At 54.1% G+C, this 25,011-nt stretch carries 25 protein-coding genes; 18 read left to right on the forward strand and 7 right to left on the reverse strand.

Going from position 1 to position 25,011, the window contains the following annotated elements:
- Positions 1-57: 57 nt before the first annotated feature.
- Both TEU_RS00400 and gltA read left to right on the forward strand, forming a co-directional pair.
- Positions 58-921: a sulfide/dihydroorotate dehydrogenase-like FAD/NAD-binding protein gene (locus TEU_RS00400; RefSeq protein WP_050001900.1), complete on the forward strand. Its 864-nt coding sequence runs from the start codon at positions 58-60 to the stop codon at positions 919-921.
- A gap of 1 nt (position 922) precedes the next feature.
- Entirely contained in the window at positions 923-2,368 is a 1,446-nt protein-coding gene (gene gltA, locus TEU_RS00405; protein WP_050001901.1) for an NADPH-dependent glutamate synthase, read from the forward strand.
- Positions 2,369-2,408: 40 nt separating this feature from the next.
- Here the strand turns inward: gltA and TEU_RS00410 are convergent, their stop codons facing one another.
- Together TEU_RS00410 and TEU_RS00415 are read right to left on the reverse strand one after the other, a co-directional pair.
- The gene (locus tag TEU_RS00410) at positions 2,409-3,506 is read right to left on the reverse strand and encodes an AAA family ATPase (protein WP_081947175.1); all 1,098 of its coding nucleotides are present in this window, start codon (positions 3,504-3,506) and stop codon (positions 2,409-2,411) included.
- A gap of 77 nt (positions 3,507-3,583) precedes the next feature.
- Complete coding sequence (locus TEU_RS00415; protein ID WP_050001902.1) at positions 3,584-3,913, reverse strand: helix-turn-helix domain-containing protein; 330 nt, start codon at positions 3,911-3,913, stop codon at positions 3,584-3,586.
- Positions 3,914-4,004: 91 nt separating this feature from the next.
- On the opposite strand from TEU_RS00415, the gene TEU_RS00420 reads away from it, so the two are divergent.
- Genes TEU_RS00420 through TEU_RS00430 form a run of 3 tightly spaced genes read left to right on the forward strand, consistent with a single transcriptional unit; the run spans position 4,005 to position 6,861 of the window.
- The gene (locus tag TEU_RS00420) at positions 4,005-4,814 is read left to right on the forward strand and encodes a UbiA prenyltransferase family protein (RefSeq protein WP_050001903.1); all 810 of its coding nucleotides are present in this window, start codon (positions 4,005-4,007) and stop codon (positions 4,812-4,814) included.
- The gene (locus TEU_RS00425; RefSeq protein ID WP_050001904.1) at positions 4,811-5,707 is read left to right on the forward strand and encodes a lysylphosphatidylglycerol synthase transmembrane domain-containing protein; all 897 of its coding nucleotides are present in this window, start codon (positions 4,811-4,813) and stop codon (positions 5,705-5,707) included. The genes TEU_RS00420 and TEU_RS00425 overlap by 4 nt, the downstream gene beginning before the upstream one ends.
- Complete coding sequence (locus TEU_RS00430; protein WP_050001905.1) at positions 5,704-6,861, forward strand: glycosyltransferase family 4 protein; 1,158 nt, start codon at positions 5,704-5,706, stop codon at positions 6,859-6,861. Before TEU_RS00425 ends, TEU_RS00430 begins: the two co-directional genes overlap by 4 nt.
- A gap of 199 nt (positions 6,862-7,060) precedes the next feature.
- Here the strand turns inward: TEU_RS00430 and TEU_RS00435 are convergent, their stop codons facing one another.
- Positions 7,061-7,402, reverse strand: coding sequence for a DUF7132 family protein (locus TEU_RS00435; RefSeq protein ID WP_050001906.1), 342 nt, complete (start codon positions 7,400-7,402; stop codon positions 7,061-7,063).
- 68 nt (positions 7,403-7,470) lie between these two features.
- On the reverse strand, positions 7,471-7,875 hold the full coding sequence (gene gcvH / locus TEU_RS00440; RefSeq protein ID WP_050001907.1) for a glycine cleavage system protein GcvH: 405 nt from the start codon (positions 7,873-7,875) through the stop codon (positions 7,471-7,473).
- Between the two features lie 237 nt (positions 7,876-8,112).
- Between gcvH and TEU_RS00445 the strand changes: the two genes are divergently transcribed.
- Entirely contained in the window at positions 8,113-8,586 is a 474-nt protein-coding gene (locus TEU_RS00445; RefSeq protein WP_050001908.1) for a pyruvoyl-dependent arginine decarboxylase, read from the forward strand.
- Here TEU_RS00445 and TEU_RS00450 read toward each other — a convergent pair.
- The gene (locus tag TEU_RS00450; RefSeq protein ID WP_050001909.1) at positions 8,580-9,053 is read right to left on the reverse strand and encodes a hypothetical protein; all 474 of its coding nucleotides are present in this window, start codon (positions 9,051-9,053) and stop codon (positions 8,580-8,582) included. The two genes, TEU_RS00445 and TEU_RS00450, sit on opposite strands and share 7 nt — an antisense overlap.
- 94 nt (positions 9,054-9,147) lie before the next feature.
- On the opposite strand from TEU_RS00450, the gene speE reads away from it, so the two are divergent.
- The 5 genes from speE to TEU_RS00475 are packed head-to-tail and all read left to right on the forward strand — an operon-like array spanning position 9,148 to position 12,624.
- Positions 9,148-10,011, forward strand: coding sequence for a polyamine aminopropyltransferase (gene speE, locus TEU_RS00455; RefSeq protein ID WP_050001910.1), 864 nt, complete (start codon positions 9,148-9,150; stop codon positions 10,009-10,011).
- A gap of 5 nt (positions 10,012-10,016) precedes the next feature.
- Positions 10,017-10,892, forward strand: a complete 876-nt coding sequence (locus TEU_RS00460) for a lysylphosphatidylglycerol synthase domain-containing protein (protein WP_050001911.1) — start codon at positions 10,017-10,019, stop codon at positions 10,890-10,892.
- A gap of 56 nt (positions 10,893-10,948) precedes the next feature.
- A complete protein-coding gene (locus tag TEU_RS00465) occupies positions 10,949-11,632 on the forward strand; it encodes a hypothetical protein (RefSeq protein ID WP_050001912.1) in 684 nt (227 codons plus the stop codon).
- Positions 11,622-12,434, forward strand: a complete 813-nt coding sequence (locus TEU_RS00470) for a hypothetical protein (protein ID WP_050001913.1) — start codon at positions 11,622-11,624, stop codon at positions 12,432-12,434. The genes TEU_RS00465 and TEU_RS00470 overlap by 11 nt, the downstream gene beginning before the upstream one ends.
- A gap of 46 nt (positions 12,435-12,480) precedes the next feature.
- Positions 12,481-12,624, forward strand: a complete 144-nt coding sequence (locus TEU_RS00475) for a C2H2-type zinc finger protein (protein WP_050001914.1) — start codon at positions 12,481-12,483, stop codon at positions 12,622-12,624.
- Between the two features lie 80 nt (positions 12,625-12,704).
- Here TEU_RS00475 and TEU_RS00480 read toward each other — a convergent pair whose 3' ends face one another.
- Positions 12,705-13,718 (reverse strand): cell wall-binding repeat-containing protein, encoded by a 1,014-nt coding sequence (locus tag TEU_RS00480; RefSeq protein WP_050001915.1) that lies wholly within the window; start codon positions 13,716-13,718, stop codon positions 12,705-12,707.
- Positions 13,719-13,762: 44 nt separating this feature from the next.
- Complete coding sequence (locus TEU_RS00485) at positions 13,763-14,437, reverse strand: metal-dependent hydrolase (RefSeq protein ID WP_050001916.1); 675 nt, start codon at positions 14,435-14,437, stop codon at positions 13,763-13,765.
- Between the two features lie 166 nt (positions 14,438-14,603).
- Between TEU_RS00485 and TEU_RS00490 the strand changes: the two genes are divergently transcribed.
- From TEU_RS00490 to TEU_RS00520, 7 genes are all read left to right on the forward strand, one after another.
- The gene (locus tag TEU_RS00490; RefSeq protein WP_227738733.1) at positions 14,604-16,079 is read left to right on the forward strand and encodes a sodium/proline symporter; all 1,476 of its coding nucleotides are present in this window, start codon (positions 14,604-14,606) and stop codon (positions 16,077-16,079) included.
- 135 nt (positions 16,080-16,214) lie between these two features.
- Positions 16,215-17,591, forward strand: coding sequence for an acetate--CoA ligase family protein (locus TEU_RS00495; protein WP_050001918.1), 1,377 nt, complete (start codon positions 16,215-16,217; stop codon positions 17,589-17,591).
- Positions 17,592-17,768: 177 nt separating this feature from the next.
- Entirely contained in the window at positions 17,769-19,715 is a 1,947-nt protein-coding gene (gene iorA, locus TEU_RS00500; protein WP_050001919.1) for an indolepyruvate ferredoxin oxidoreductase subunit alpha, read from the forward strand.
- Positions 19,712-20,320: an indolepyruvate oxidoreductase subunit beta gene (locus TEU_RS00505; protein WP_050001920.1), complete on the forward strand. Its 609-nt coding sequence runs from the start codon at positions 19,712-19,714 to the stop codon at positions 20,318-20,320. The genes iorA and TEU_RS00505 overlap by 4 nt, the downstream gene beginning before the upstream one ends.
- A 54-nt stretch (positions 20,321-20,374) precedes the next feature.
- Entirely contained in the window at positions 20,375-21,997 is a 1,623-nt protein-coding gene (locus TEU_RS00510) for a DUF2357 domain-containing protein (protein ID WP_050001921.1), read from the forward strand.
- Positions 21,994-23,823 carry an McrB family protein gene (locus TEU_RS00515; protein WP_227738734.1) on the forward strand — a complete coding sequence of 610 codons (1,830 nt, stop codon included), beginning with the start codon at positions 21,994-21,996 and terminating at the stop codon, positions 23,821-23,823. Before TEU_RS00510 ends, TEU_RS00515 begins: the two co-directional genes overlap by 4 nt.
- Before the next feature lie 62 nt (positions 23,824-23,885).
- Entirely contained in the window at positions 23,886-25,010 is a 1,125-nt protein-coding gene (locus tag TEU_RS00520) for an AAA family ATPase (protein WP_050001922.1), read from the forward strand.
- Position 25,011: the final 1 nt, after the last annotated feature.

Below are 25,011 nucleotides of genomic sequence, written 5' to 3' on the forward strand. Positions count from 1 at the left end.
ACAGGTTTTGAACTACTTAGATGCTCATGTTTGAGCCTGTGTACGGAGGTGTGCATAATGCCATACAAGATACTCGACAAGAAGGAGCTTGCCCCGAAGCACGTTATGTACAAAATAGAGGCTCCACACGTGGCCAGGAAGGTTCAGCCAGGACAGTTCGTCATCGTAAGGGCCTTTCCAAACGGTGAAAGGATTCCTCTCACTCCGGTGATGTGGGACCGTGAAGATGGCTGGATCGTCTTGATAACCTTCGTCCGCGGAAAGACCACGATGAGGATGGCCAACGAGCTCAAGCCGGGAGATCCAATCCTCAACGTTGCCGGCCCCCTCGGAAACCCTGCGCCAATAGAGAAGTTCGGCAGGGTTCTGGCCGTTGGTCTCAGCGCCGGAATAGTGGAAGTTTTCCCAATAGCTAAAGCGCTTCAGGAAGCTGGAAACGACGTTACAACCCTTCACGTGGCCCCCGCACCGATGGCAATCCTCAAGGACGAGTTCAGGGAGAACGTTTCAAGGCACATATTTGAAGGCTTTGAAATCCAGGAAGGCTGGAGAACGAAGGAGATAGTTGCGGAAATAGCGAGGAGGGGAGCCGAAAAGGTAAAGGAGCTCCTCTCAGAGGAGAACTTTGACTTCGTGCTCACCGTTGGCCCCGCAGGCGCCCAGAAAGCGGTCTTCAACGTCGTTAAGGAGTTCGGAATCCCGATGCACGCAGACCTGCACCCGATTATGGTGGACGGAACCGGAATGTGCGGTGCCTGCCGTGTTATGGTCGGGGGAGAGGTCAAGTTCGCCTGCATTGACGGGCCTGGCTTCGACGCCTACAAGGTCGACTGGGACGAGCTGATTCACAGGGTCGGCTTCTATACCGACCTGGAGAGGAAGGCCCTTGAGGAGTACCTCAAGTCCCTGAGGGGTGAGTGAAATGGCCGTTAGGAGAAAGCTCATCAAGGAACGCGTTCCCACGCCGGAAAGGCCTGCTGAGGAGAGAATTCACGACTTTAAGGAAGTTAACCTCGGCTACACATTTGAGCTTGCCGTTAAGGAGGCCGAGCGCTGTTTGCAGTGTCCCGTCAACTACGCGCCCTGTATCAAGGGCTGTCCCGTCCACATTAACATTCCGGGCTTCATCGGAAAGCTCGTCGAGTACCGCGACGACCCGGACAAAGCCGTGAAGGAAGCCCTCCAGGTCATCTGGGCCTGCAACTCCCTGCCAGCGACCACCGGCCGCGTCTGCCCGCAGGAGGACCAGTGTGAGATGAACTGTGTCATGGGCAGGGTCGGTGACAAAATAAACATCGGCAAGCTGGAAAGGTTTGTGGCAGATTACGCGCGCGAGAAGGGCATAGACGAGGAGCTCCTCTTCGAGATGGTGCCGAAGATAGAGAAGAAGGGCCAGAAAGTTGCAATCATCGGGGCCGGCCCGGCAGGGCTTACCGCCGCTGGAGAGCTGGCCAAGCTCGGCTACGACGTTACCATCTACGAGGCCCTGCACGAGCCAGGAGGAGTTCTCATATACGGAATTCCAGAGTTCAGGCTCCCGAAGAGCATAGTCCAGAGCGAGATTGAGAAGCTCAAGAAGCTCGGCGTCAAAATCCTTACAGACCACATCGTGGGAAGAACCGTCACCATTGAAGAGCTCCTCCAAGAGTACGACGCGGTCTTCATAGGCTCTGGCGCCGGAACTCCGAGGCTCATCAACGCACCTGGCATAAACCTCAATGGAATTTACACCGCCAACGAGTTCCTCACGCGCGTCAACCTCATGAAGGCCTACAAGTTCCCGGAGTACGACACCCCAGTCAAGGTCGGCAAGAAGGTAATAGTCATCGGAGCCGGAAACACGGCAATGGACGCCGCGAGGAGCGCGAGGCGCTTTGGAGCGGAGGTCATCATCGCCTACCGCCGCGGCCCGGAAGACGTCAGCGCGAGGGTTGAAGAGGTTCACCACGCGAAGGAAGAGGGTGTCAAGTTCGAGTTCTTCCTGAACCCGGTCGAGTTCATCGGCGACGAGAACGGCAACGTTAAGGCCGTAAAGTTCGAGAAGATGAAGGCCCTCGACGAGAGGGACAAGCGCGGAAAGAGGAAGATAGTCGGGACTGGAGAGTACGTGACAATCGAGGCCGACACCGTCATCATCGCAATCGGCAAGCACCCCAACAGGCTCATCATCAACACGCCCGGCCTGAAGGTCGAGCGCGGAAGGATCGTCGTTGATGAGAACCTCATGACGAGCATTCCGGGAGTTTTCGCTGGTGGCGACGCGATAAGGGGCGAAGCGACCGTCATCCTGGCTATGGGCGACGGGAGGAGGGCCGCGAAGGCCATTCACGAATACCTCACGAAGAAGAGGGAGGGGCAGAACGCCTGAGCCCTCAATTCTTTTCCCCTTCCCCCTTAATATGCTCTTGTTACTTAAACACTGCCTCAAGCACCGGGTCTGGGATTTTATAATGAACGTTTCGGCCGTCCTTAACCTTCTGAAGGAAGGAGGAATCAACAAGCGCCTTCAAGAGCCTTGCCAGCACGCTGTCGACCACACTTTTACCCTCCTTCCGTTCGAGGTGCTCCTTTATCTCCTCCCAAGTGTTCTTTCCGCTCGCGACGGCACGCATTATTTCAAGGTAGCGTTTCCTCGCCAAAGGCCTCTTTGAGAGGAAGTTCTCAAACTCCTCCAGCGCGAGTCTCCTGGCCTCTTCAAAGACCTCCTCGACGACTTCTTCAGAGGGGCCCTTCTCAAGAACCCTCCTGCCAAAGAGAACGAGCCAACCTACGATGCCGTCGAGCCTCTCCACCGCGGTCTCGATTAGCTCTTCTGGAGGGGAAAGTTCAACCTGCTCGAACCCCTTAATCAGAAAGTCCCTGCTCTGCTCCCGCGTGAACCTTGGGAGTGTAACCTCGTGGAAGTACCTGCCGTAGAGGGGCGCCCGGGGGTCGTCAACGCCGAGGTAGTCGTGGAGCAGGCCAACTTCAGAGCCTGTCATGACTATTCTCAGGTTCGAGTAGTCGTAGAGGTGAGCGATTAGGCCCGCGAACTCGCTCCCGACGGGGCCCCTCAGATACTGCACCTCATCGAAGGCCAGAACAACACCGTATCTCTCAAGTTCCCGGAACAGCGCTATTAAGTCGGTTTTCTCCTCGCGCCAGGAGAGGTTGACGCCGAAGCTCAGAACTCGAAGGCCCGTTATGGCCCTTAGGTTTTCCTTGAGTTCCTCCCAGAGGTTGCGGTTCTCGCGGAAGAAAAGGTTTAGGGAGCTCTCTATCCGCTTGTAAACGTCCATTCTGGAGTTTGGATTCACCCCCCTGAAGTCCACGAGGACGTAGGGAAGGCCGAGTTCGTTCAGCCCCACGAGGAGGAGGGAAGTCTTCCCCAACCTTCTGATTCCCGTGATGACCGTGAGGGGGTTGTTCGAGCGGAGGGAGTTTTCAAAATCGCTCAGCTCCTTCTCACGGTCGTACAAATCCTCACGCTTTCTCTTTGGTCTCGTGTCAAAGTACAGAACTACCACCCCAGTAGTTAACTACCGGGGCAGGAGTTATAAGGGTTTTGATGTTCTAAAGCTTGGAGAAGGAAGTTGCATGAGGTTTAACCCTTCAGCTTCAGCTCGCCCTCCTTTTCTATGGCCTTCAGCGTGGACTCCAGCCTGCTGAAGAGCGCCCGGAGGGCCTCCCCGGGGGCCTTGGCGTAGTAAACGTAACCCAGCCAACCCCTGTTCACGAGGGTTCTCTCGACGAGGCCCAGCTCAAGGAGGTGCTTCAGCTTTTCCCTGACGATTCTCTCGGACAAGCCGAGGGTTTTCGCAATCTGCCTCGGCGTCAGTGACTCCCGCTGAAGGAGGGAGTAGATTTTTATCTCAGACTCACCGAGTTCAAAGGCCTTCAGGCTTTTCGAGAGGGCACGGAGCACATCCTCCATCGGCAACCCCCTGAAGATTTTCCTTCATACCTATCCCCCAGTTAGTGAAAAGGTTTATAACGCTTTCTTCAAAGGGTGAGCGGTGGTAGTGATGACATCGATTTCAGCCGTTGTTAGAAACCTCCGGCCACTGGAGGGGAGGGCCTACATAGCACTGATTGGGTTCGCCCTTCTGATGAACTGGGGGAGTGCCGAGGTATATGAGCTCGTTACAGCGTTCCTGGCGGGAGTCCTCTTCGTGTGGTACGCTTTCTCAATAAACAACTGCTTCGACGTTGATACGGATTCCAAAAATCCAGTGAAGGTTAAGAAGAACCCCATAGCCTCCGGAGAACTGTCGTTTAGAGAAGGGCTGGCGATATCTGCTCTGCTCGCGGTGACGGGGCTCGGACTTGCACTGACCACAAATGGAACCGCGTTTGCGGTTTACGTTGCAATGCTAATCCTCGCCACACTCTATTCGGCCCCACCGAGGCTTAAAGCGAGGCCCATAGTTGACGTGCTGTCTCACGGGCTGTTCTTCGGGGGTCTGCCCTTCATCTACGGGGCGCTCATCGATGGGAGCCTTTCAGAGGCGGAAATCCTGATAGCCACAGGGATAACCCTCTACTCCTTCGCCCTCGAGCTGAGGAATCACCTCTCGGACTACGAGAGCGACCTAAGGGCCGGACTCAGGACAACCCCGATAGTCATTGGGAAAGGGAGGAGCGAGCTCCTCGTGGAGGTTTTCTCGGTCCTCGCTATCGCGGTAACTCTGTACACCCTCAAGCCCCACCTGATAATCGCGTCCTCCCTAATGTTCGCTGGGCGCGGGCTGGGGATCAACCAGAGGACGGTCTACCGCATCTTCGACATGGCTATGGTCGGGGCAGTTTTAGCGGCTGGAGGGACGGCGTTATGAAGAAAAGAACCCTCCTTTCAGTCCTCGCCCTCCTGTTTTCCTTAGGCTACATTGCCCATACAATCGACGTTAAGGAGCTAAAGGAGGCCATCTCAACGGCAGACCCGAGGTTTCTCCTCCTGGCCTTGGGAATGGCGTTTTTGGCTATACTTGTCTCAACTCTGAGATGGTACATCGTCCTCAGGAAGCTCCAAGAGACGAGCTTCAGGCGAACCTTTACCGCGATTCTGAGCGGTTTCTACATGATGGCCTTCCTCCCCCCGAGTGTGGGGCACGTTGCCAAGGTGAAGCTCGTCGGAGGGGACTACTTCAAAGCATTGTCCGCCCTCGCCTTCGGGATTTCCCTGGAGGTTCTAATCATCGCCGGTATCTCCCTCCTCGTATTCGGCGCCACCAAGTGGGGTATTTTTCTGCTTGGGGTTCTCTTCCTAATCCTGTTCTACGATAGAGGGGCTTATACGCTCCTCAACAGGGGGATTGCCGTAATCCGACCTCTCAGCCCCAAGCTCGCCGAACGGCTTGGAAACTACCTTGAGAGGACGTATTCGGGGTGGAGGCGCTCCAGAAGGGACCCAACAACCTTCACGCTGTCGCTTCTCCTCTCTGTGCTCGCGGTGCTCCTGCAGGTTGCTGGAATAATCGCCGTTGGAAGGGCCTTCGGACTTCCTGTTGGCCTGCTGGATGCATTCAAGGCTTTCATACTCAGCACCCTTTTCGCGAGCCTGAGCGGTATCCCCTCGGGAATCGGGGCAAACGAGCTCGGTATAACCCTCGCCCTCGGTTCGTCAACGAAGAGCTCCCTCGTTGCCTTCACGTACAAGTTCATCTATCAGTACCTCTGGTCGCTTGTCGGAGCGGTCGAGTTCTACAGGGCGGTGGGGGGTAGGTCATGAGGATAGCGCTCGTGAGCGACTGGTACTACCCGAAGGTCGGAGGAGTTGCGAGCCACATGCACCATCTTGCAATACATCTGAAAAGGAGGGGCCATGATGTCGCAATCGTGACCAACGACCTCGAAACCGGGAAGGAGAAAGAACTCGAAGAGAGAGGAATCGAGCTGAGAAAGATTCCCGGGACTATGAGCCCAATTCTGGGTATAAACCTTACCTACAGCTTGAAATCCAACAGGGAGCTCGGCGAGTACCTGAAAGATTTTGACGTGATTCATTCCCACCACGCGTTCACGCCACTGTCTCTCAAAGCCGCAAAAGCCGGCAGAAACCTCGGAAAGGCCACGCTCCTGACGACGCACAGCATATCGCTCTCCCACGAGTCCTCCCTCTGGAAGGCCCTCGGGCTGACGTTCCCCCTCTTCAGCCACTACCTGGGCTTTCCCCACAGGATAATAGCCGTCAGCAAGGCGGCAAAAGCGTTCATAGAGCACTTCACGGACTCCCCTGTCGAGATAATCCCGAACGGCGTTGACGACGAGGTCTTCAGACCCATTAGCGAGGGGGAGAAGGAAAAAGTCAAGGAGGAGCTCAGCATCGAGGGGCGCGTTGTCCTCTACGTCAGCAGGATGTCGCCGAGAAAAGGGGCTCACGTCCTCCTAAACGCCTTTCAGAGGATTGCGAGGGAGTTCGATGACGTCGTTCTCGTGATGGTGGGCTCGGGTGAGATGCTCCCCCTGCTCAAGGCCCAGGCGAAGTTCCTTGGAATAAGTGAGAGGGTTCGTTTCATGGGCTACGTCCCCAACGAGCTCCTGCCTAAGCTGTACGCGTCGGCTGATGTTTTCGTGCTCCCCTCCATAACGGCTGAAGCCTTTGGAATAGTGGTTCTTGAGGCGATGGCCTCGGGCGTTCCAGTGGTGGCGACGACTGTTGGTGGGATTCCCGAGGTGGTTGAGAGGAGCGGAAGCGGTCTTTTAGTGCCCCCAGGGGATGAACTCGCACTCGGGCAGGCCGTAAGCAGAATTTTGGCGGACGAGGATTTTGCAAGGGAGCTCGGGGAAGCGGGGAGAAGGGCTGTCGAGGCAGAATACTCCTGGAAGGTCGTGGCTGGCAAGATTGAGAAGGCTTACGAGGAAGTCCTACTCCCCCTCGGCTGAGCTACCTTTTTTAAGGGACGTTTCCAGGGAGAGACGGCGATGACGAGCCTCACGGTAGCTGAAACGTGATGAGGGGTATACTGACTGAGCCGTTAGGCTTTTATCTTCCCTTTCTTGAAGAGAAGCGAGCGATGACGATCTCTAGGGTATCTGAGTCCGTGGCTTACACGGCAAAAATGATGAAAGCCAAAGGCCGAGCTCACTCCTCTTCAAGCTCCTCAATTTCCTCAAGGATTTCCTCGAACTTCTTGAAGTCCTCTGTCTGTGCGAGCAGGGTTATGAACTCGTCTATCTCCTTCTTCTCAAGGAACGCACCCGCGAGGAGCTTTCCTGTGTAGCGGTTGTTCTTTATCTCCCAGAACATGTAGAACTCGGGGAAGTGCTCCTTTATCTTCCTGTAGGCGACGCCGTACTTCGAGTCTTTCAGCGGGTTCTGTTCGAGATAGAAGTGTCCGGGCTCGAGCTCAATTATGTGGAGAAGGGCACCGCGTTTTGTCTTAACAAGCTTAACCTTAACATCCCACTCCTTCAGAACTTTCATGGGGACCACCGAAGAGAATAGGGCTGTAAAATACTTAAAGCTTCCTGAGGAAGAGAAAAGGAGGGCGCTCAAAGGCTCTCCAGATACTTTGCGTAGGCCTGGGCGTCCATGAGCTCCTTGAGCTCCTCTTCAAGGTTAGTCGGCTTGAGCTTGGCAATCCAGTGCTCGTAGGGGTCTTCGTTGAGGAGCTCCGGTGAGTCCTCGAGCTCCTCGTTGACCTCAACGACCTCCCCGCTGACCGGGGCGTAGACCTCGCTGACGGCCTTGACGCTCTCCAGCTCGCAGAGGACGTCGCCCTTGTTTACCTCCTTCCCGACCTCAGGGAGCTCGACGTAAGCAAGGTCGCCGAGCTCCTTCTGGGCGTAGTCGCTGATTCCGACGAGGACGGTTCCGTCCTCAAGGATCTGGACCCACTCGTGATCCTTCGTGTAGTAGAGCCCCTCCTTAACCTTGTATTCCCCGACTTCAATCATGAACATCACCGTCCACAGTAGCAAGTTTGGGCATTTAAACCTTTCTTGAACGTTAAGGTGTAAAACTGAGGATTAGGTCCCCAAAAGTCTGGCAGCTTTTCGTTTTGGGCCACTGGGCTCGATTGGGCACCAGACTGCTCTCCGTCGCCGTACAAAACTCCCAAAATTTTTTGGGCAAGGTTTATAAGCCAATTGCAAAGCGTGTGGAGTGAGCGACAGAATTTGAGGGTGGTGAGAATGAGCTGGACTACTCCAAAGAGGGCTTTCATAGGAGCGGCCGCCGCTGAGGGCGGGACAAAGCTTAACGCCTTTGACAACGCACTCCTCAAGCTCGGTATAGGCAACGTGAACCTCGTCAAGCTCAGCAGTGTCATCCCGGCACACATCGAGTGGATAGACAAGGTGCACGACGTCCCAATTGGAATGCTCCTGCCGACGGTCTACGCGCACATCGAGAGCGACGAGCCGGGAATGACCATCAGCGCGGCCCTCGGAGTCGGGATAAGCAAGAACAACGAAGGTGGCTTAATCTACGAGTACGCCGGCTACTGCACGAAGGAAGAGGCCGAGAGAATCGTCAGGAAGATGGTTGAGGAAGGCTTCGCCAAGAGGGGCTGGGAGCTGGCCGAGTTTAAGGCCGCCAGTGCCGAGATAACCGTCAAGGACAAGCCGGCCGCGGCGGTGGCCGTTGTGGTCATGTTCCCCTACTGAACCCTTTTCCTTTCAACCAGCGTGAACTCGTTGTCGCCAGCTCTCTGGAACCTCATCTCATAACGAACGTGTCCTTTGGTTGCCCACACATCAACAACCGAATCCCCCGTCATCCAGAGAACATCAAAACCAAGTTTCTCCAAGGTATTCCTCAGCGGGCCTTCAAGCCTAGCTCCGGGAAGGAGAAGCTTTGGAGTTCCCTTGCCCTGGAGAAAGCGCCAGAGTGAAATAAAAAGGGCCCTGGGACTTTTTTCATCGGCAGGCAGTATGAAGAAAAGAGTACCATCGTCAATGAAGCGCTCAAGGTGATAGTCTTCAAATAAAACAACGTCTACGTCAACTCTAATCTCATTACCACCACTAATCTCTCCAACGAGATGAGGGATGCCGGGCGCACTTTCCCCGCTGATTTCAGTCCAGAGCTCAGAAATCTTCCGCGCCAAAAGCTTCCTCAGTTCCGCCTCCATAATGTCCTAGACTCTTCCGAGGACTTAATAACTTTATCGTGAAGGAACCCATAGGTTTAAAACTCAAAAAGCGAGCTAAGCTCTGGTGAGGTTCATGCCGTACAGTGAAGAGGAGAGAGCCTTTATTGAGTGGTATCCGAGAGGCTATGGTGTCGGCTTCAAAGTTACGAGGAGACTCTTCGAGACTCAGACGAAATACCAAAGGCTTGAGCTCTACGAGACCGAAGGGTTCGGCAAACTCCTTGTTCTCGATGGGACAGTCCAGCTCGTGGAGGTCGGTGAGGAGAGCTACCACGAGGTGCTCGTCCACCCGGTAATGCTCGCACACCCCAACCCGAGGAGGGTTTTAGTGATTGGAGGTGGCGATGGGGGAACCTTAAGAGAGGTCCTGAAGCACAAAACCGTCGAAAAAGCCATAATGGTTGAGATTGATGAGGGAGTCGTCGAGGCATCGTACCTGTATCTCGACGTTGCAAAAGACCTCCTCGACCGACTAATCAAGGGAGAGGAAGAGAGGGCGAAGCTGATAATCGGAGACGGAGTTGAGTACCTGAAAAACACGGAAGAGCGCTTCGACGTCATAATCGTTGATTCAACAGACCCCGTTGGCCCGGCAAAGCTCCTGTTCAGTGAGGAGTTCTACAGAACGGCCTACGAGAAGCTCAACGAGAAGGGCCTCTACATCACCCAGGCCGGGAGCGTCTACCTCTTCACCAACGAGCTCCTCGACGCCTATAAGGCCATGAAGAAGGTCTTCGACAAGGTCTACTACTTCAGCTTCCCGGTGATAGGCTACGCCTCACCGTGGAGCTTCCTCGTGGGTGTCAAAGGAGACATAGACTTCACCCGCGTCGACGTGAGCAGGGCCCCGGAGAAGCTCTACTACTACGACCCCGAGAGGCACGAGACGCTCTTCCAGATGCCCAAATACGTCAGGGAACTCCTTGAAAAGGAGTGAAGGGCGTGAAGTGGAGAAAGCCCGCAACGCTCCTCCTGACAGCGGGCATAACGGCGTACCTGCTCCACAAGGTCTACAGGGAAGCCTCGGCAGTAGACCTGAGCGCCTCTCTGTTTTTCTCCCCATACTTCCTTCTGGCAGTCGTCACGGGACTGATAGGGTACCTGTTCTACACTGCCCTCTGGTACGTCTACGTCCACCACTCCACCGGTGTCTCGTTCAGGAAGACCCTCCTGGCGACGCTCGCCGGGACTTACCTGGGGTTCTCGCTCAACAGCGCCGTCGGCGTCCTGGTCAAAGTCTGGCTCCTCGGAACGGACTACTGGTACACGATGGGCGTTGGCCTGCTCGCAATAGCCACGGAGTTTCTATCGGGCCTAATTCTAATCGCGCTCATCGGAAAGAACGCCGTGGCCCTGCTCCTCGCGGGTGCACTGGGCGTAGCAATAGTCTTTGACAAAACCGCGTACCACTTCCTCTACCCGCTGTTCCGCGCCATTAAAAAGCGTCACACCCTCGATGAGATGTACTCCGGCTGGCACAGGGCAAGAGGCAACATTAAAACCGTCCTTCTGGGAATAGTGGTTGGAATTCTCCTGATAGCCACGAACTCGATTACACTATACATGACCGCGAAGGCCGTGGGGGCTGAGGGGGACTACCCCAAATTCCTTGAGGCTATACTTTACTCCAACTTCCTCGGCGGAGTCCTCGGAACCCCCGGAGGGATAGGGGCGAACGAGCTCGGGATTACCATAGCAATCGGGGACAGCCCGGCGGCCATCGTCACGGCGTTTCTCTACAAGTTCATAACCCAGTACGCCTACGCGATAGCCGGGGCCCTCGCCTTCTACCACCTAACCGCTGGAGGTGAAAGCTAATTAAGCCCTTATGCCAACATACTTTATGGTCACATTCACATCACCCGGTGGAGGACATGGGGAAGGACGCAATCCTCAACGAGATTGACAGGCGGATACGCCGCCTCCAGGCCGAGATAGAGATAGCGGAAGAGGGTCTGAAGAGGTTAGAGGAGCTCGGCGCAAGGGCAAAGGGCCCGAAGGTAAGGGACTACTCACCCTACTACCTCGCAGGAATGCTCCTGTGGTTCGTCATCGGCTTCGTTGCCCTGGCGATAATCTCAAAGAGGGCACCCTCCGGGGTAAAGATACCTACAGGCCTCTACGCGCTGATAATCATAGCGTTCGGCGTGCCCCTCGCCTACTATGTCCTGACGAAAGGCCAGGAGGAAGAGCCCGGCAAAGACCTGGCGGAGAGGGGGAGAATGGCAAGGCTGGCCCTCAAGACCTTCTACGAACCCCTAAGGGAGGCCGTGGCAGACGGCGACAAAAGGGCCATCGAGGCCATCGCCGAGGAACTCCTGGAAAACCCTGCACTCGCCGGTGCTATCGAGAGGCTCGGCGAGGGAGACCCGAAGCTCATAGCGTACTCCCTGCTCCTCTACGCGAGGTTTGATGAGGGGCTCGAAAGCGAGGTCTCCGAAACACTGGAGAGGGTGCACAACAAACCCGTGAGGGCCATGCTGGAGTCCCTGCTCGAAGAGGGGAAAGGTTATAATAATGGAATGGCGCTCATTGGAGGGGAAGTCCATGAGGTTTGAGGTCTTAACAAAGGAGGACATGAACGCCCTCTCGCGCGAACTGAGCAGGGCGGGAATAATGAACAGACCAAAAGAAGAGACCACCGCGGAAATCGAGCACTATTTTGTCGTTAGGGGCACATACGCTGAACTCGTCAGCGTGGCTTCAGAAGTCCCGGCAATAGGGGAGAAGATTGAAGCCGTCAAGCTGGCCTACGACGAGCTTATTGGGGACTGGGAGCCCGGAGAAGTCCGAGAGCTGAACACTCTCTTTGAGGAGCCCGATTTGGCAAAGCTCTCAGTTATAAGTGCCCTGGTTGAAGCCGGGGCCGTTGAGGAAACCGACGACGGGTTCTTGCTGAAGGAGAAGGTGCCTCTCGATGCACTGAATATTGAACTGCGCTTCCCGGCGGAGGAGATAGGCGACGAGGTCGAGGAGCTTGAAAAAGGGCTCAACGCCACCCTCGTAACGGAGTACACGCTCGAAAAGCGCTACTACGTCGAAGTCCTTGAGGTCGAGAGGGAGCTCATAGAGGCCGCCCTCGATATCGCGGAGGACTACGCCACGGAGGAGAGCTACGTTGATGCTATGTTCGACGGAATAGCCCGCTCGGTGCTGGCAGGAAGGATTCTGGAGCTGGCGGAAAAGTACAAACGAAAGAACGAGCTCATAGAGGCCGTGATGGAGCTTGAGCCGATAACCATCGAGGGCAAGAACGAAAGGGTGAACATATACTACGACGAGGACGCTATAGAGGACTTCCTGAAGGTTCTCCAGACGCTCGGCTACCTCAAGGTCAAGGGCAACCGGATATGGGTTTAGCAAAGTTTAAAAGCCAGAGCTGGAACTCCGCTTGGGGGTGGAGGAGATGGCGGTGTTGAAGGCCATCAAGATTAAGGACAGGGACGGAGAAATACTCTTCCGCTGTCCGAGGTGCGGAATGGTCTTCAAGGATGCAAAGGCCTTCACGAGGCACGTGAACAGGGCACACGGCCATCTCTTCCGCAAGTGATTTCTCTTCCCTTTTCTTGCGGGATGAAGAAACAGCCAGGACCCTGAAAAATGGTGATGAGCGGAGGGCTTAGCCGACCGCTACTCGCGCATTATGATTTCCTTCGTGAGCCTCACAATGAACGTCTTGCCAATCTTCTCCCTCTCGACGAGCTGTTTCTTCTCCAGCTCCTGGATTATCCTGCTTATCGTCGGCCTCGAGTAGCCAGTAAGCTCCGGTAAGTCCTCCTGCTTCACGCTTCCGCCCTGGTCGAGGATTGCCTTGACAACTATGCGCTCTTTCTCCGTTAAGACCTCAATGGGGACTTTGTTGGCTGACCACTTCTTCTTGGCGTAGTAGAGAGAGGCGGGAATCGCCACGGCCAGGGTCAGAGCTACCGCACCAACAACAACTGCCCAGTTTGTCTTGGCAGGAGGAGTGGTTGAGGAAACCGTTATCTTAATGTGTTCCTTGACCCAGTACGTTTCATAGCCGAGGTTTTGGAGTTCAAGCTCGATGTTCTTGTTCATACCAGCACCTATGAGGACAATCAAATCCGGATTAAGCTTTTTGAGGGCATCGACAACGGAGGGGGATAGGTTTTCAGGGTTCGTAAGGAGTAGGGGATCTTTGTAGTTCATAGACCACCTCGCGGCCGCCAGGGCCGAGCCGTAATCGCTGGCGCTGGCGAGTAACACTGTGTTAGCACCCTCAGGATAGAACTCCTCTGCGAGCTTGACCGATGTATCTACCCTCGTTGCACCGCCTATCCTTGTGACTTGAAACCCGATACTGATTAGCTGCTCCTGAACCTTCTGGCTAATCGCCTGGTAATCCCCTATGACGAGCACTTTGTACCAGCCGAACTGGTAGTAGCTCTGGAGCTGGGCAATAGTCGCGGCGTCAAGCTCGTTAGGATCAACGGGAAGGATTGGTACCCCCAGAAGGGTTGAATAGGGGAGCGCGATTATGTAATCAATCAGGTTGTCATTTCTCACGATTATCAGGTCGTAAGGCGGACTTTCTCCGGAAGTCTGGGCAAAGACAGGCTGAACCTGAGGTGTCAGGAGCACTAGAGCCACTGCAAGGATAAAAAACCCTGCCCTTCTGTCCATTTCACCACCGGGAAGAAGATAAAAGGAGGCTCTTAAAAGGTTTTTCAAAGCTCAAGCTCCTCGCCCGGCTGGAGGACAACGACCTCCGCCCTGTCCCCAACGAGCTTCTTAAACTCCTCAGGGTCGGTCGCAATCGGGGGCCAGGTGTTGTAGTGCATCGGGACGACCTTCTTCGGTTTAAGGAGCTCGACGGCCTTGGCAGCCTCCTTAACGCCCATTGTGAAGTGGCCCCCTATCGGGAGCAGGGCAACGTCAATTGGGCCGTAGAGCTCGGCGAAGAGGCCCATGTCGAGGAACACGAACGTGTCTCCGGCGTGGTATATTGTCTTTCCGTCGAGCTTAACGATGTAGCCGCAGGGGTTTCCAATGCTGTACTTCCCGTCGCTGCTGGAGTGCCAGGCCGGAACCTGGACGATGCCGACTCCGTCAACCTCAGTCGGGCCGTAGTTCATGCCGACGACTTCAACACCGGGCGCCTTTTCGCTTATGTAGTTAGCTATGTCGTACATCGCAACTATCTTCGCGCCGGTCCTCTTGGCGATTTCAATCGCATCTCCTATGTGGTCACCGTGAGCGTGGGTTACGAGTATGAGATCTGCTTCAAGCTCCTCCGGCTTGGCCGCCGCCTTCGGGTTTCCGGTCAGGAACGGGTCTATCAGGATTTTCTTGCTTCCCTCAATCAGAAAGGCAGCATGTCCGAGGAACTTCACCTTCACCATTGGCCATCACCTCCGAAGATAAAATAACCAGAGCTTACTTAAACCTTTCGGGGGTGTCCAAGAGAGCGTGTTTCTGCTGAACTTATAAGTACGTCATGCCATATATATACATTATTGTACAAAAATAGTTAAGCTTATAAACATGAACATTATTTAACATATTTTGGTGATAATCGTGGAGGGCCAGACTCAAATACTGACTGTCCTGGTTCTGTACCTTTCGTTTTTGATAGGGCTTGGAGTTTACCAGGGGAGGAAGGCGAAGAGCGGCAAGGACTTCGCCATCGCGGGCAGACAGCTTCCTGGCTGGGTGGCGGCCCTCTCAGAGCGTGCCACCGGCGAGTCAGCGTGGGCTCTTCTGGGTCTTCCAGGCTTTGCCTATGCCGCGGGCCTCTCGGCGATTTGGGTCGCGGTTGGGTGTGTGGCAGGTATCATCGTTGCCTGGGTGGTCTTTGCAGGAAAACTCAGGAGAGAGGCCGAGAAGTACGACGCGACGACCTTCATTGACTACATTGCCAAGCGCCACTCCGATGCGGGGAAGTGGATAAGAATTCTCGGCAGTATTACGGTGGTGTTCTTCTTTTTCTTCTACGTGGGTGCCCAGTTCCTCGGCGGAGGAAAGACCCTGAACGCACTCTTTGGCATAGACCCAAAGGTCGGAATGCTGATAACTGCGGCGATAATCCTGCCCTACACTGTTCTTGGGGGCCTTAAGAGCGTCGCCTACACCGACACGGTTCAGGCGATAGTCATGATACTCACCCTGACGATAGCGCCGATCGTCGGTCTCATCTACATAGCCAACAACCCGGACGTCTTTGCCCACTCGGTATCCAGCGCCCTAAAGATGGCGGGGCCGGAGTACTCAACGATTCTCGGCGGTCTTGCAGGCAGTGCGGCGATCGTCTTTGTCATAGCCGAGTTCTCCTGGTTCTTTGGGTATCTCGGCGGAATGCCCCAGCTCAGCATTAGGTTCATGGCCATCAAGGACGAAGAGAACGCCAAACTCGCTAGGAACGTCGGAGTCACCTGGACCATACTCGCCTACATCGGCGCCCTTCTAATCGGGTGGATTGGAATAGCAATCTTCGGCCCCACCGGCCTTGCAGACCAGGAATCTGTCATGCCAGAAGTCATGCTGAGGCTGTTCCCGCCCTTCCTCGCGGCGGTGTTCATAACCGGCGCCATAGCGGCCATGCTCTCGACCGCGGATTCACTGCTTATACTCTCCGCCACCGAGCTTTCCGAGAACTTGCTCAAGCCCTTCGTTTACAAGGAGGGCTTTGACCCGAAGAGGGGCCTCATGCTCTCAAGAATTACCACGATTGTCCTGGGCATTATAGCACTGATTACCGCGTACCTGGTGCCGTCGAACCTTATCTACACCATTGTGGGCTACACATGGGCGGGTATAGGTGACACTTTCTCCGTGATAGTCATACTGACGCTGTTCTGGAAGAGATTCCACGGGAGGGCCGTCCCGCCGACTATCGTCGCTGGTCTGCTGTTCACAATCTTCTGGATAAGCTCGGGACTTGAAGAGGTTGTCTCAGCGAGGCTGATGACGTTCATAGTGACCGCTGTGGTCGCAGTGATAGCGACTTACGCCCTGAAGCCCAAAGAAACCGTCTCCACCGCCTGAGTTTTATTTTTTATCCATTAATGCTCTCTTTGGCCCATTGAGGCCCTGTTTTTTCACTTTAGTGCCCATATTCATCACGCTGTCCTTTTTGGGAAAGCTTATATACGATTCACCGGAGATTTTAACGGTGAGACCATGAACCTGGACTACTTCTTCAAACCGAAGGCTATAGCCGTCATTGGAGCATCCAACGACCCCATGAAGCTCGGCTATGAAGTCTTTAAGAACCTCAAGAAGTACAAGGACGGCAGGGTTTACCCCGTCAACGTCAAGGACGAGACCGTTCAGGGCGTCAAAGCATACAAGAACGTCAGGGACATCCCGGACGAAGTTGACCTCGCCATAATCGTCGTCCCGAAGAGGTTCGTGAAGCAGGCGATAATCGACTGCGGCGAAAAGGGCGTCAAAGGGGCCGTCATTATAACTGCCGGCTTCGGTGAGACCGGTGAAGAGGGCAAGAAGGAAGAGCGCGAGCTTGTCGAGATAGCGCACAGCTACGGCATGAGGCTCATCGGGCCCAACTGTGTCGGCGTAATGAACACACACAACGACATGAACGCGACATTCATAATGGACGCCAAGAAGGGGAGCATAGCCTTCGTGAGCCAGAGCGGTGCTTTGGGAGCCGGAATCGTCTACAAGACCGTCAAGGAAGGAATAGGCTTCTCCAAGTTCATCAGCGTCGGAAACATGGCCGACCTCGACTTCGCTGAGCTGATGGAGTATCTAGCCGACACCGAGGAGGACAAGGCCATCGCCCTCTACATCGAGGGAGTAAGGGACGGAAGGAAGTTCATAGAAATAGCCAAGCGCGTTACTAAGAGGAAGCCCGTCATAGCCCTCAAGGCAGGAAAAAGCGAGAGCGGTGCGAGGGCCGCTTCGAGCCACACGGGTTCTTTAGCCGGAAGCTGGAAGATTTATGAAGCTGCCTTCAAGCAGAGCGGCGTCCTCGTGGCCGAGACAATAGACGACATGCTCAGCATGGCGAGGGCCTTTACCCAGCCATTGCCAAAAGGAAAGCGCGTCGCGATAATGACCAACGCCGGTGGGCCGGGAGTTCTGACCGCGGACGAGATAGACAAGCGCGGACTGAAGCTGGCGAACCTTGAGGAGAAGACGATGGAGGAGCTCCGCTCGTTCCTTCCGCCGATGGCAGCCGTGAAGAACCCGGTTGACATGATAGCGAGCGCCCGCGGTGAGGACTACTACAGGACCGCGAAGGCCCTCCTCGAAGACCCGAACGTGGACATGCTCATCGCAATATGTGTCGTTCCGACCTTCGCGGGCATGACGCCAACCGAGCACGCGGAGGGCATCATCAGGGCAGTTAAGGAAGTCAACAACGGAAAGCCGGTTCTCGGCCTCTTCATGGCCGGCTACGTGAGTGAGAAGGCTAAGGAGCTCCTTGAGGCAAACGGGATTCCGAGCTACGAGAGGCCGGAAGATGTCGCCGCTGGCGCTTATGCCCTCGTCCAGCAGGCGAGGAACACCGGAGTACTGGAGGACGAGTGAGATGGGGACAACCCCGAGGCAGAAAGCTGAATTTCCCTCTACTTCTCCCATTACCGTTAGGGAAGTCTATGAGCGTATGAAGGATATGCTGGGCACGGCTGAGAATGACCCGCACGACATCTTGAGGGAGATAAGGGAGTTTCGATTTATTACGACTAGCGATGGAGGTGTTGTTTGATGGCGAAGGTTACAGACATGGTGTTGTGGGACAAGCCGGGGGAGAAGGTTCTCCTCCTCGGCAACCAGGCCATAGCACGCGGTGCTCTGGAGGCGAACATAGCGGTTTACGCCGCCTACCCCGGAACCCCGAGCTCGGAGCTCACTGACACGATGGCCATCGTGGCAAAGAAGGCGGGCGTTTACATGGAGTACTCCACCAACGAGAAGGTCGCCTTTGAGACTGCCCTTGCCGCGGCCTGGAGCGGCCTCAGGGCCATGACGGCAATGAAGCACGTCGGACTGAACGTCGCGGCAGATACCTTCATGAGCGCCGTCGGAATGGGCGTCGAGGGCGGCTTTGTCATAATGGTCGCCGACGACCCGAGCATGTGGAGCAGCCAGAACGAGCAGGATACGCGTGTTTACGCGAAGTTCGCCAACGTCCCGGTTCTTGAGCCCTCCGACCCGCACGAGGCCAAGGAGATGACGAAGTACGCCTTCGAGCTCAGCGAGAAGTTCAAGCACTTTGTCATCCTTAGGACAACGACAAGGACTTCCCACGCCCGCGGTGACGTCATCCTTGGGGAACTCCCGGAGGAAATAAAGACCGGCAAGAGGAAGTTCGGCAACTTCAAGAAGGACCCGAGCAGGTTCGTGGACGTCCCGGCCAACGCCAGGAAGTTCCACCCGATAATACTCGAGAAGATAGAGAAGATACGCGAGGAGCTCAACGACTGCCCGTTCAACTGGATAGAGGGCAAGGAAGATGCCAAGGTCGGTATAATCGCCCCCGGCCTCAGCTACGCCTACGTCAAGGAAGCCCTCCACTGGCTCGGTGTTGAGGACGTCAAGGTTCTCAAGCTCGGAACGCCGTTCCCCGTCCCGTACGGGCTCCTTGAGAAGTTCTTCGACGGCATTGAGAAGGTTCTCATCGTCGAGGAACTTGAGCCGGTCGTCGAGGAGCAGGTCAAGACCTGGGCCTACGACAGGGGCATCAGAATTCCAATCCACGGAAAGGACCTCGTGCCGAGGGTCTACGAGATGACCACGAGGAGGGCCGTCGAGGCCATAGCCAAGTTCCTCGGTATCCCCACACCGGTCAACTACGAGGAGCTTGACGCAAAGTACAAGAAGGCGCTTGAGATAGTCCCGCCGAGGCCACCGAGCCTCTGTCCGGCCTGTCCTCACAGGAACAGCTTCTTCGCCATAAAGAAGGCCACCCACTCAAAGGGCATCTACCCCAGCGACATAGGCTGTTACACCCTCGGTCTCCTGCCGCCGCTCAACGCCGTTGACACCACCGTCGCAATGGGTGCTTCAATAGGCATCGCCCACGGCCTCAGCGTTGCCCTCAACGGAAGCCTCGCCGAGGAAGAGAGGAAGACCGGCAAGGAGAAGAAGGTCATCGTTGCTACCATCGGTGACTCGACCTTCTACCACACCGGACTTCCTGCCCTGGCCAACGCCATCTACAACCGCTCCAACGTGCTCGTCGTCGTCCTCGACAACCTCGTGACGGCAATGACCGGCGACCAGCCCAACCCGAGCACCGGCCAGACTCCGCACGGTGAGGGTAGGAGGATACCAATAGAGGACGTCGCCAAGGCGATGGGTGCCGACTTCGTTGCCGTCGTCGACCCATACGACATAAAGGCCACCTACGAGACCATAAAGAAGGCCCTTGAGGTTGATGGCGTCAGCGTCGTCGTCACGAGGCAGATCTGTGCCCTCTACAGGATAGGCCAGATGAGAAGGAAGGGAGAGAAGTGGCCAATCTACTACGTGGACGAGGAGAAGTGTACCGGCTGTAAGATATGTATCAACGCCTACGGCTGTCCGGCAATCTACTGGGACGAGGAGAAGAAGCAGGCGAGAATAGAGCCGAGCATGTGCTGGGGCTGTGGAGGCTGTGCTCAGATCTGTCCGTTTGGAGCCTTTAAGCCCGTAGAGGGGGGAGAAGAATGAAGGAGTATAACATTGTCATCACCGGTGTCGGCGGCCAGGGTGTCCTTACGGCCGCAAACATCCTCGGTTGGGCCGCCCTTCACGCCGGCCACAAGGTCAGGATGGGTGAAGTTCACGGCATGAGCCAGCGCTTTGGTAGCGTCGTCTCTTACGTCCGCTTCGGTGAGGAAGTCTACGGCTCGATGGTTCCTGAAGGAAAGGGCGACGTTATCCTCGCTTTTGAGCCTGTCGAGGCGCTCCGCTACATCAACTACCTCAAGGAGGGCGGAATGGTCGTCGTGAACACCAAGCCCATCGTCCCGGTCCAGGTCTCGATGGGCAAGGCCCGCTACCCCGAGCTCGAAGAAATCAGGAAGATAGTCGAGGAGGACTTCAAGGCCAAGTGGATAGGCTTCAACGCCGAGGAGCTCGCCATAAAGGCCGGCCACGTCGTAACTACTAACACCGTCCTCATCGGTGCCCTGACCCAGATTCCGGAGTTCCCGCTTGACGCGGAGCACGTTAGAGATGTCATAAGGCTCAGCGTCCCGCCAAAGGCCGTCGAGATGAACATGAAGGCCTTCGACCTCGGTGTCCAGGCCGCTAAGGAGATTCTGGGGCTTTAAGGCCCCACAATTTTTATTAATTCTCATTCTGTTAGTAACTTTGGTGTTCCCCCAGTGGAGTGCATAGAGGGGAAGGAGATAACATCAACCAAAAGCGGATGCTGGACGTTTTCAGACGGCGAGCGGTGGTATCTCTTTGAGTGGGTTGATTACCTGCTTAAACCTGAAATTGACACAGATGAAGTTCTCGTTGGCAAAATACCGGCGACAAAATTGAGAAATGGGCAGTTCTTGATTTCATTCAAAAACTTCATCGGGGAGACCGAGATAACGGGTGTTAAAAACGGGGAAATCGTCTTTAAACGTCCTGTGAAGGTTCTTTCGCTCAAATTTTCGAAAATATATCCTAACGTCTTTGCTTCTATGAATGGACACGGAATAACACGCTTCTCAAAAGTCCAAGATTTGTTTGTGGGGCGACTCATTGAGGATGTAATAAAGCACTCCCTCTCAATGCCCTTCCAGCTGGAATCGCCAACGGGCTTTGCAGTGGAAGAAAGCGATGAGCCCGTAAACGAGCTCTTTGCTTACCATTACCTCCGCTCAAACAAAACTCGAATCATCGAGGCCTTTGAGATAGTCGTGCACAGAATGAAACGAGAACTTAGAGTGGAGGAAGAGTGGCTAAGGCCAGATGAGGTCGACGAAGTAACCCCAGAAACGCTGATTTCAATCACCGAACACCCGGAATATCTGGCACCGGCTGGAGAGGGTGTTCTTGTGGCGAGATACCTGAACGGCTACGTGCCCACCAAAGTTCTCGGAAGTAGAAAGTACAAGAGCTTTGACACCCCAGAGAACAGGTTTGCAAAGCATTTTCTTGGTATTCTTATCGAGTGGAGTGAGAGGGTAATAAACGCCTTCGAGAACGGAAAAAAGGCTGACCTGAAGCTCATTAGGGAGCTCCTTGAAGAGCTTGAGTTCGTTAGAAGCGATGACATCTGGGAAGAAATAGGGGACATGACGCTATTCCCATATACTTCACAAACTCTACTGAAGGGCGACGGCTACCGTGACCTGCTTGAGCTGTATAGGGAGTTCACGGCGTACTCGCCTTTCTTCGAGGGGCTTCAAAAGGCAATAGACAACAGGGACATAGCGAAGCTCTACGAGTACTGGGCTTTCTTCAGGCTCGTGGAGGAACTTGGCAGAGTCCTTGGGAAGAAGGACATCCGCATCGTTGTCACACCCGCGGGGGAGTTATCAGAAAGCGGAGACGTTTACGCACAATTTGACAATGGCCGGAGGCTCTACTACAACAAAAGGCTAATCCCAAGGAAGTGGAGCTACTCCGTGACTCTGAGGCCAGACTTCTCGCTGTTTACTGGTGATCCTGACGAAACTGGAACAGAGCTCGTTGGGGTCTTCGACGCGAAGTTCAAGCTTGATGTAGTTGATGAACCCAAGGAAATCGAGGGCTTTGACAAAGAAGACGAGGAAGCAGAGAGGAGTAGAAACTACACGACGTGGGCAAAGCTTGAGGACATTTACAAGATGCACACCTACAGGGACGCTTTAAGGTGTAATTTCGCGGTGGTGCTGTATCCGGGAAGGAGGAGTGTGTTTTTTGATATTGACAAAGGTAGATTAAGTGGGAGTTTTGATTTTAGCAGTCTTTTGTCCAGAGATTTGAAGGGTGTTGGATATATTAGGGTGGCACCGGAGGTGAAACTGTGAACGAAGAAGTTTTAGAAGCAATCCTAAGGAAAGAACGAGAAAAATACCATGAAGAATGGAAAGAAAAACGAAACAGTATTCTTCAAAACGTAGAGAGATTGAGAGACTTTGCCAAAAAAGACCACATTACAGGAGAAGACGTGAAGCATATTCATAGTAGTATTACAAAAGAGTTAAAGCTTCTGACTGGGGTTGAAATTATATGGACTTGGGGCGGGAAAGGTGCGAAAGTTGAAGAGTTCTTTAGCAGACCGGGCTTCAGAAACCTTCTTTTAAAAGCAGAGAAAATTGAAAACGTAGACGACGCTGAGGAACTTCAAGAACTTTTAATCAAAGTAATCAAAGGGAGACACACTAAGCTATCAACCGTTAGCTCTTGGCTTTGTGTAATGAACCCCAAAGTGTTTTATCCTATGCACAAACAAACTCTACCAAAACAAGTCAGAGAAAAGATTGGAATAAGGAAAATCTGGGGTGGAAACACGAATGAAAGGAGCATACAGGAATATATGACTTTTCTAAAAACTATCAACAAGATTAACAAGAAGCTTGGAATCGAAACTATGATTGAGAGTGCGTTTTACTTGAGCAGATTTAGGGGTTCAGATAATAACAGGGGACCTCAAAAAAGAACTATAGGAAGGTATCTCTCATACAGAGGTTACTTTTATTCCCAACACCTCGTCTCCCAGTTCTATACGGCACTCAAAACCAAGGGCTTTGTAATCCTCTCGGGCCTGACGGGAACCGGAAAGACAAAGATAGCGCAGGAGCTCGCGGAACTCCTCGATGACTCTAAGAAAAACCTCCTGTTCCTCCCCGTCCGCCCGGACTGGAGAGACTCAAAAGCATTGCTCGGATATTACAATCCGCTGACTGGAGAATATCAAAGAACACAACTGCTCGACTTTATCTTAAAAGCTATCGAGGACTACGATAAAAACCGTGAGAACGCCATGCCCTACTTCGTTATTCTCGACGAAATGAACCTTGCCCACGTCGAGTACTACTTCGCTGACTTCCTCAGCGTCCTTGAGAGTGGGAGAGACGATGATGGATTCACAAGGGAACCCATACCGCTCCACGAGGTTGGGAAGGTTGAAAAAGAACAGGAGATTCCAAGGGAACTCAAACTCCCACCAAACCTTTACATCATCGGAACCGTGAACATGGACGAGACCACTTACTCATTCAGCCCGAAGGTTCTGGACAGAGCTTTCGTTGTAGAGTTCCATGACGTTGACCTCGAAAACTACCCATCACAGGATTCGGAGTCTGAGTTATCCCCAGAAACTATTAACGCCTTGAAAGGCCTCATACTGGACGACCTTCGCGGCGAAAAGGGCAAATTCCTCGCCCGTTCAAAGGAAGAGGCAAACAAAGCAGTCAGAGAGCTAAAAGGTACAGAGTACTGGAGAGTTCTCGCTGAACTTAACGGGGTCCTTGAACCCTACGATATGCACTTCGGCTATCGCGTCGTTGATGAGATTGCGCTGTTTTTCCAGAGCGCCAAGGAGAGCCAGGACAAAGGCATCGTGGAATTCAGGGATGATGACGAAATCTTCGACCTCGCACTCCTGATGAAAGTTCTCCCGAAGTTCCACGGGAACAGGAAGAAGCTCGAAGAGCCTTTGAAAGCCATCTTAAAGCTGTGCCTCTCAGAGAACGCGAAAACCAGAGTTCAAGACCTTGGAAGGAAAGCTGTTCTAAGCATGCTCAAAAACTGGGAAAAGGAAAAAGAAAACTTCCGCTTCAAACACACGGCCAGGAAAGTCCTCCGCATGCTCCGCCAGCTATACGAGATAGGCTTCGCGAGCTTCAGCTGACATTTATTTTTTCCAAAACCCTTATAACTTACCCCGGGGTAAGTAACTTACGGTGGGATAAGTTGCTGTTCGACCTCCAGCCAAAGAGGAGAAGGGAAGACCTCTACGATAGGGAGGAAGAGCTCAAGGAGTTTTCCGAAGCCATTGAGCTTGGGGAAACGCTAATCCTTCTGCTCGGCATCAGGAGACTCGGCAAAAGCTCCCTCCTCAATGTTGCTCTCTCTGAGTCCGGAAAGCCGTTCTCCAAGATTGACGTTCGCTCGCTCTACTTCACCCATGGCTCGATTCCCCAGGAGCTGCTCGCGAGAAAACTCCTCGAAGGCCTTCTCAAGTCTCTGAAGGGAAGAGACAAAGTGAGGATGGAACTTGTGAAGGCTCTCTCAAGGATTAAGGGGGTTAAAGTTTCGGGTCTTCAGGTGGAGTTTGATGAAAAGCCCGACCTTGCAGGACTTCTTGAGAGGCTTGACGCATGGGCCGAGAAAACCGGGAGGAGAGTTATAATCGCCTTCGACGAGGCCCAGTACCTGAGGCTTTCGGGGATACGGTACGATGGGCTCATAGCGTACGCCGTGGACAACCTGCCGAACCTGACGTTTGTACTGACTGGCTCCGAAGTTGGAATGCTCCACGATTTCATCGGACTCGACGACCCCAAAAAGCCCTTATTTGGTAGGTACGCGAGGGAAATAACACTGAAGAGGTTTTCGAAGGAGCAGAGCAGGGATTTCCTGAGAAGGGGGTTCGACGAGCTTGGGGTAAAAGTTCAAGAAGAGGAAATCAAGAAAGCCGTAGAAAAGCTCGACGGCATAGTCGGATGGCTGACCCTTTACGGCTACATAAGAGGAGTTAGAAAGCTCCCCGAAAAAGATGCCCTCGATGAGCTCTTTGAACGGGCCAAAGCGCTGGTTCTTGACGAAATCTCGGCCCTCACGAGGTACAGCGCGAGGTACCGGTTCATTCTCAAAGCCGTTGCCCTTGGAAACAGCTCATGGAGCTCCATAAAGGAGTACGTGGAGTTCAAGGCGGGAAAGATAAACGATGCGAAGTTCTCTGCTCTGTTGAAGAACCTCGTTAAGTACGGCTACCTTGAAAAGGGTGAAGATGGCTATTCCATTCCTGACCCAGTAGTCAAGGAAGTCATAAAGAGGACCAACTTACCCCAGGGTAAGCCACTTATCCCCCCGTAAG

The organism is Thermococcus eurythermalis (assembly GCF_000769655.1).
GTDB lineage: Archaea > Methanobacteriota_B > Thermococci > Thermococcales > Thermococcaceae > Thermococcus > Thermococcus eurythermalis.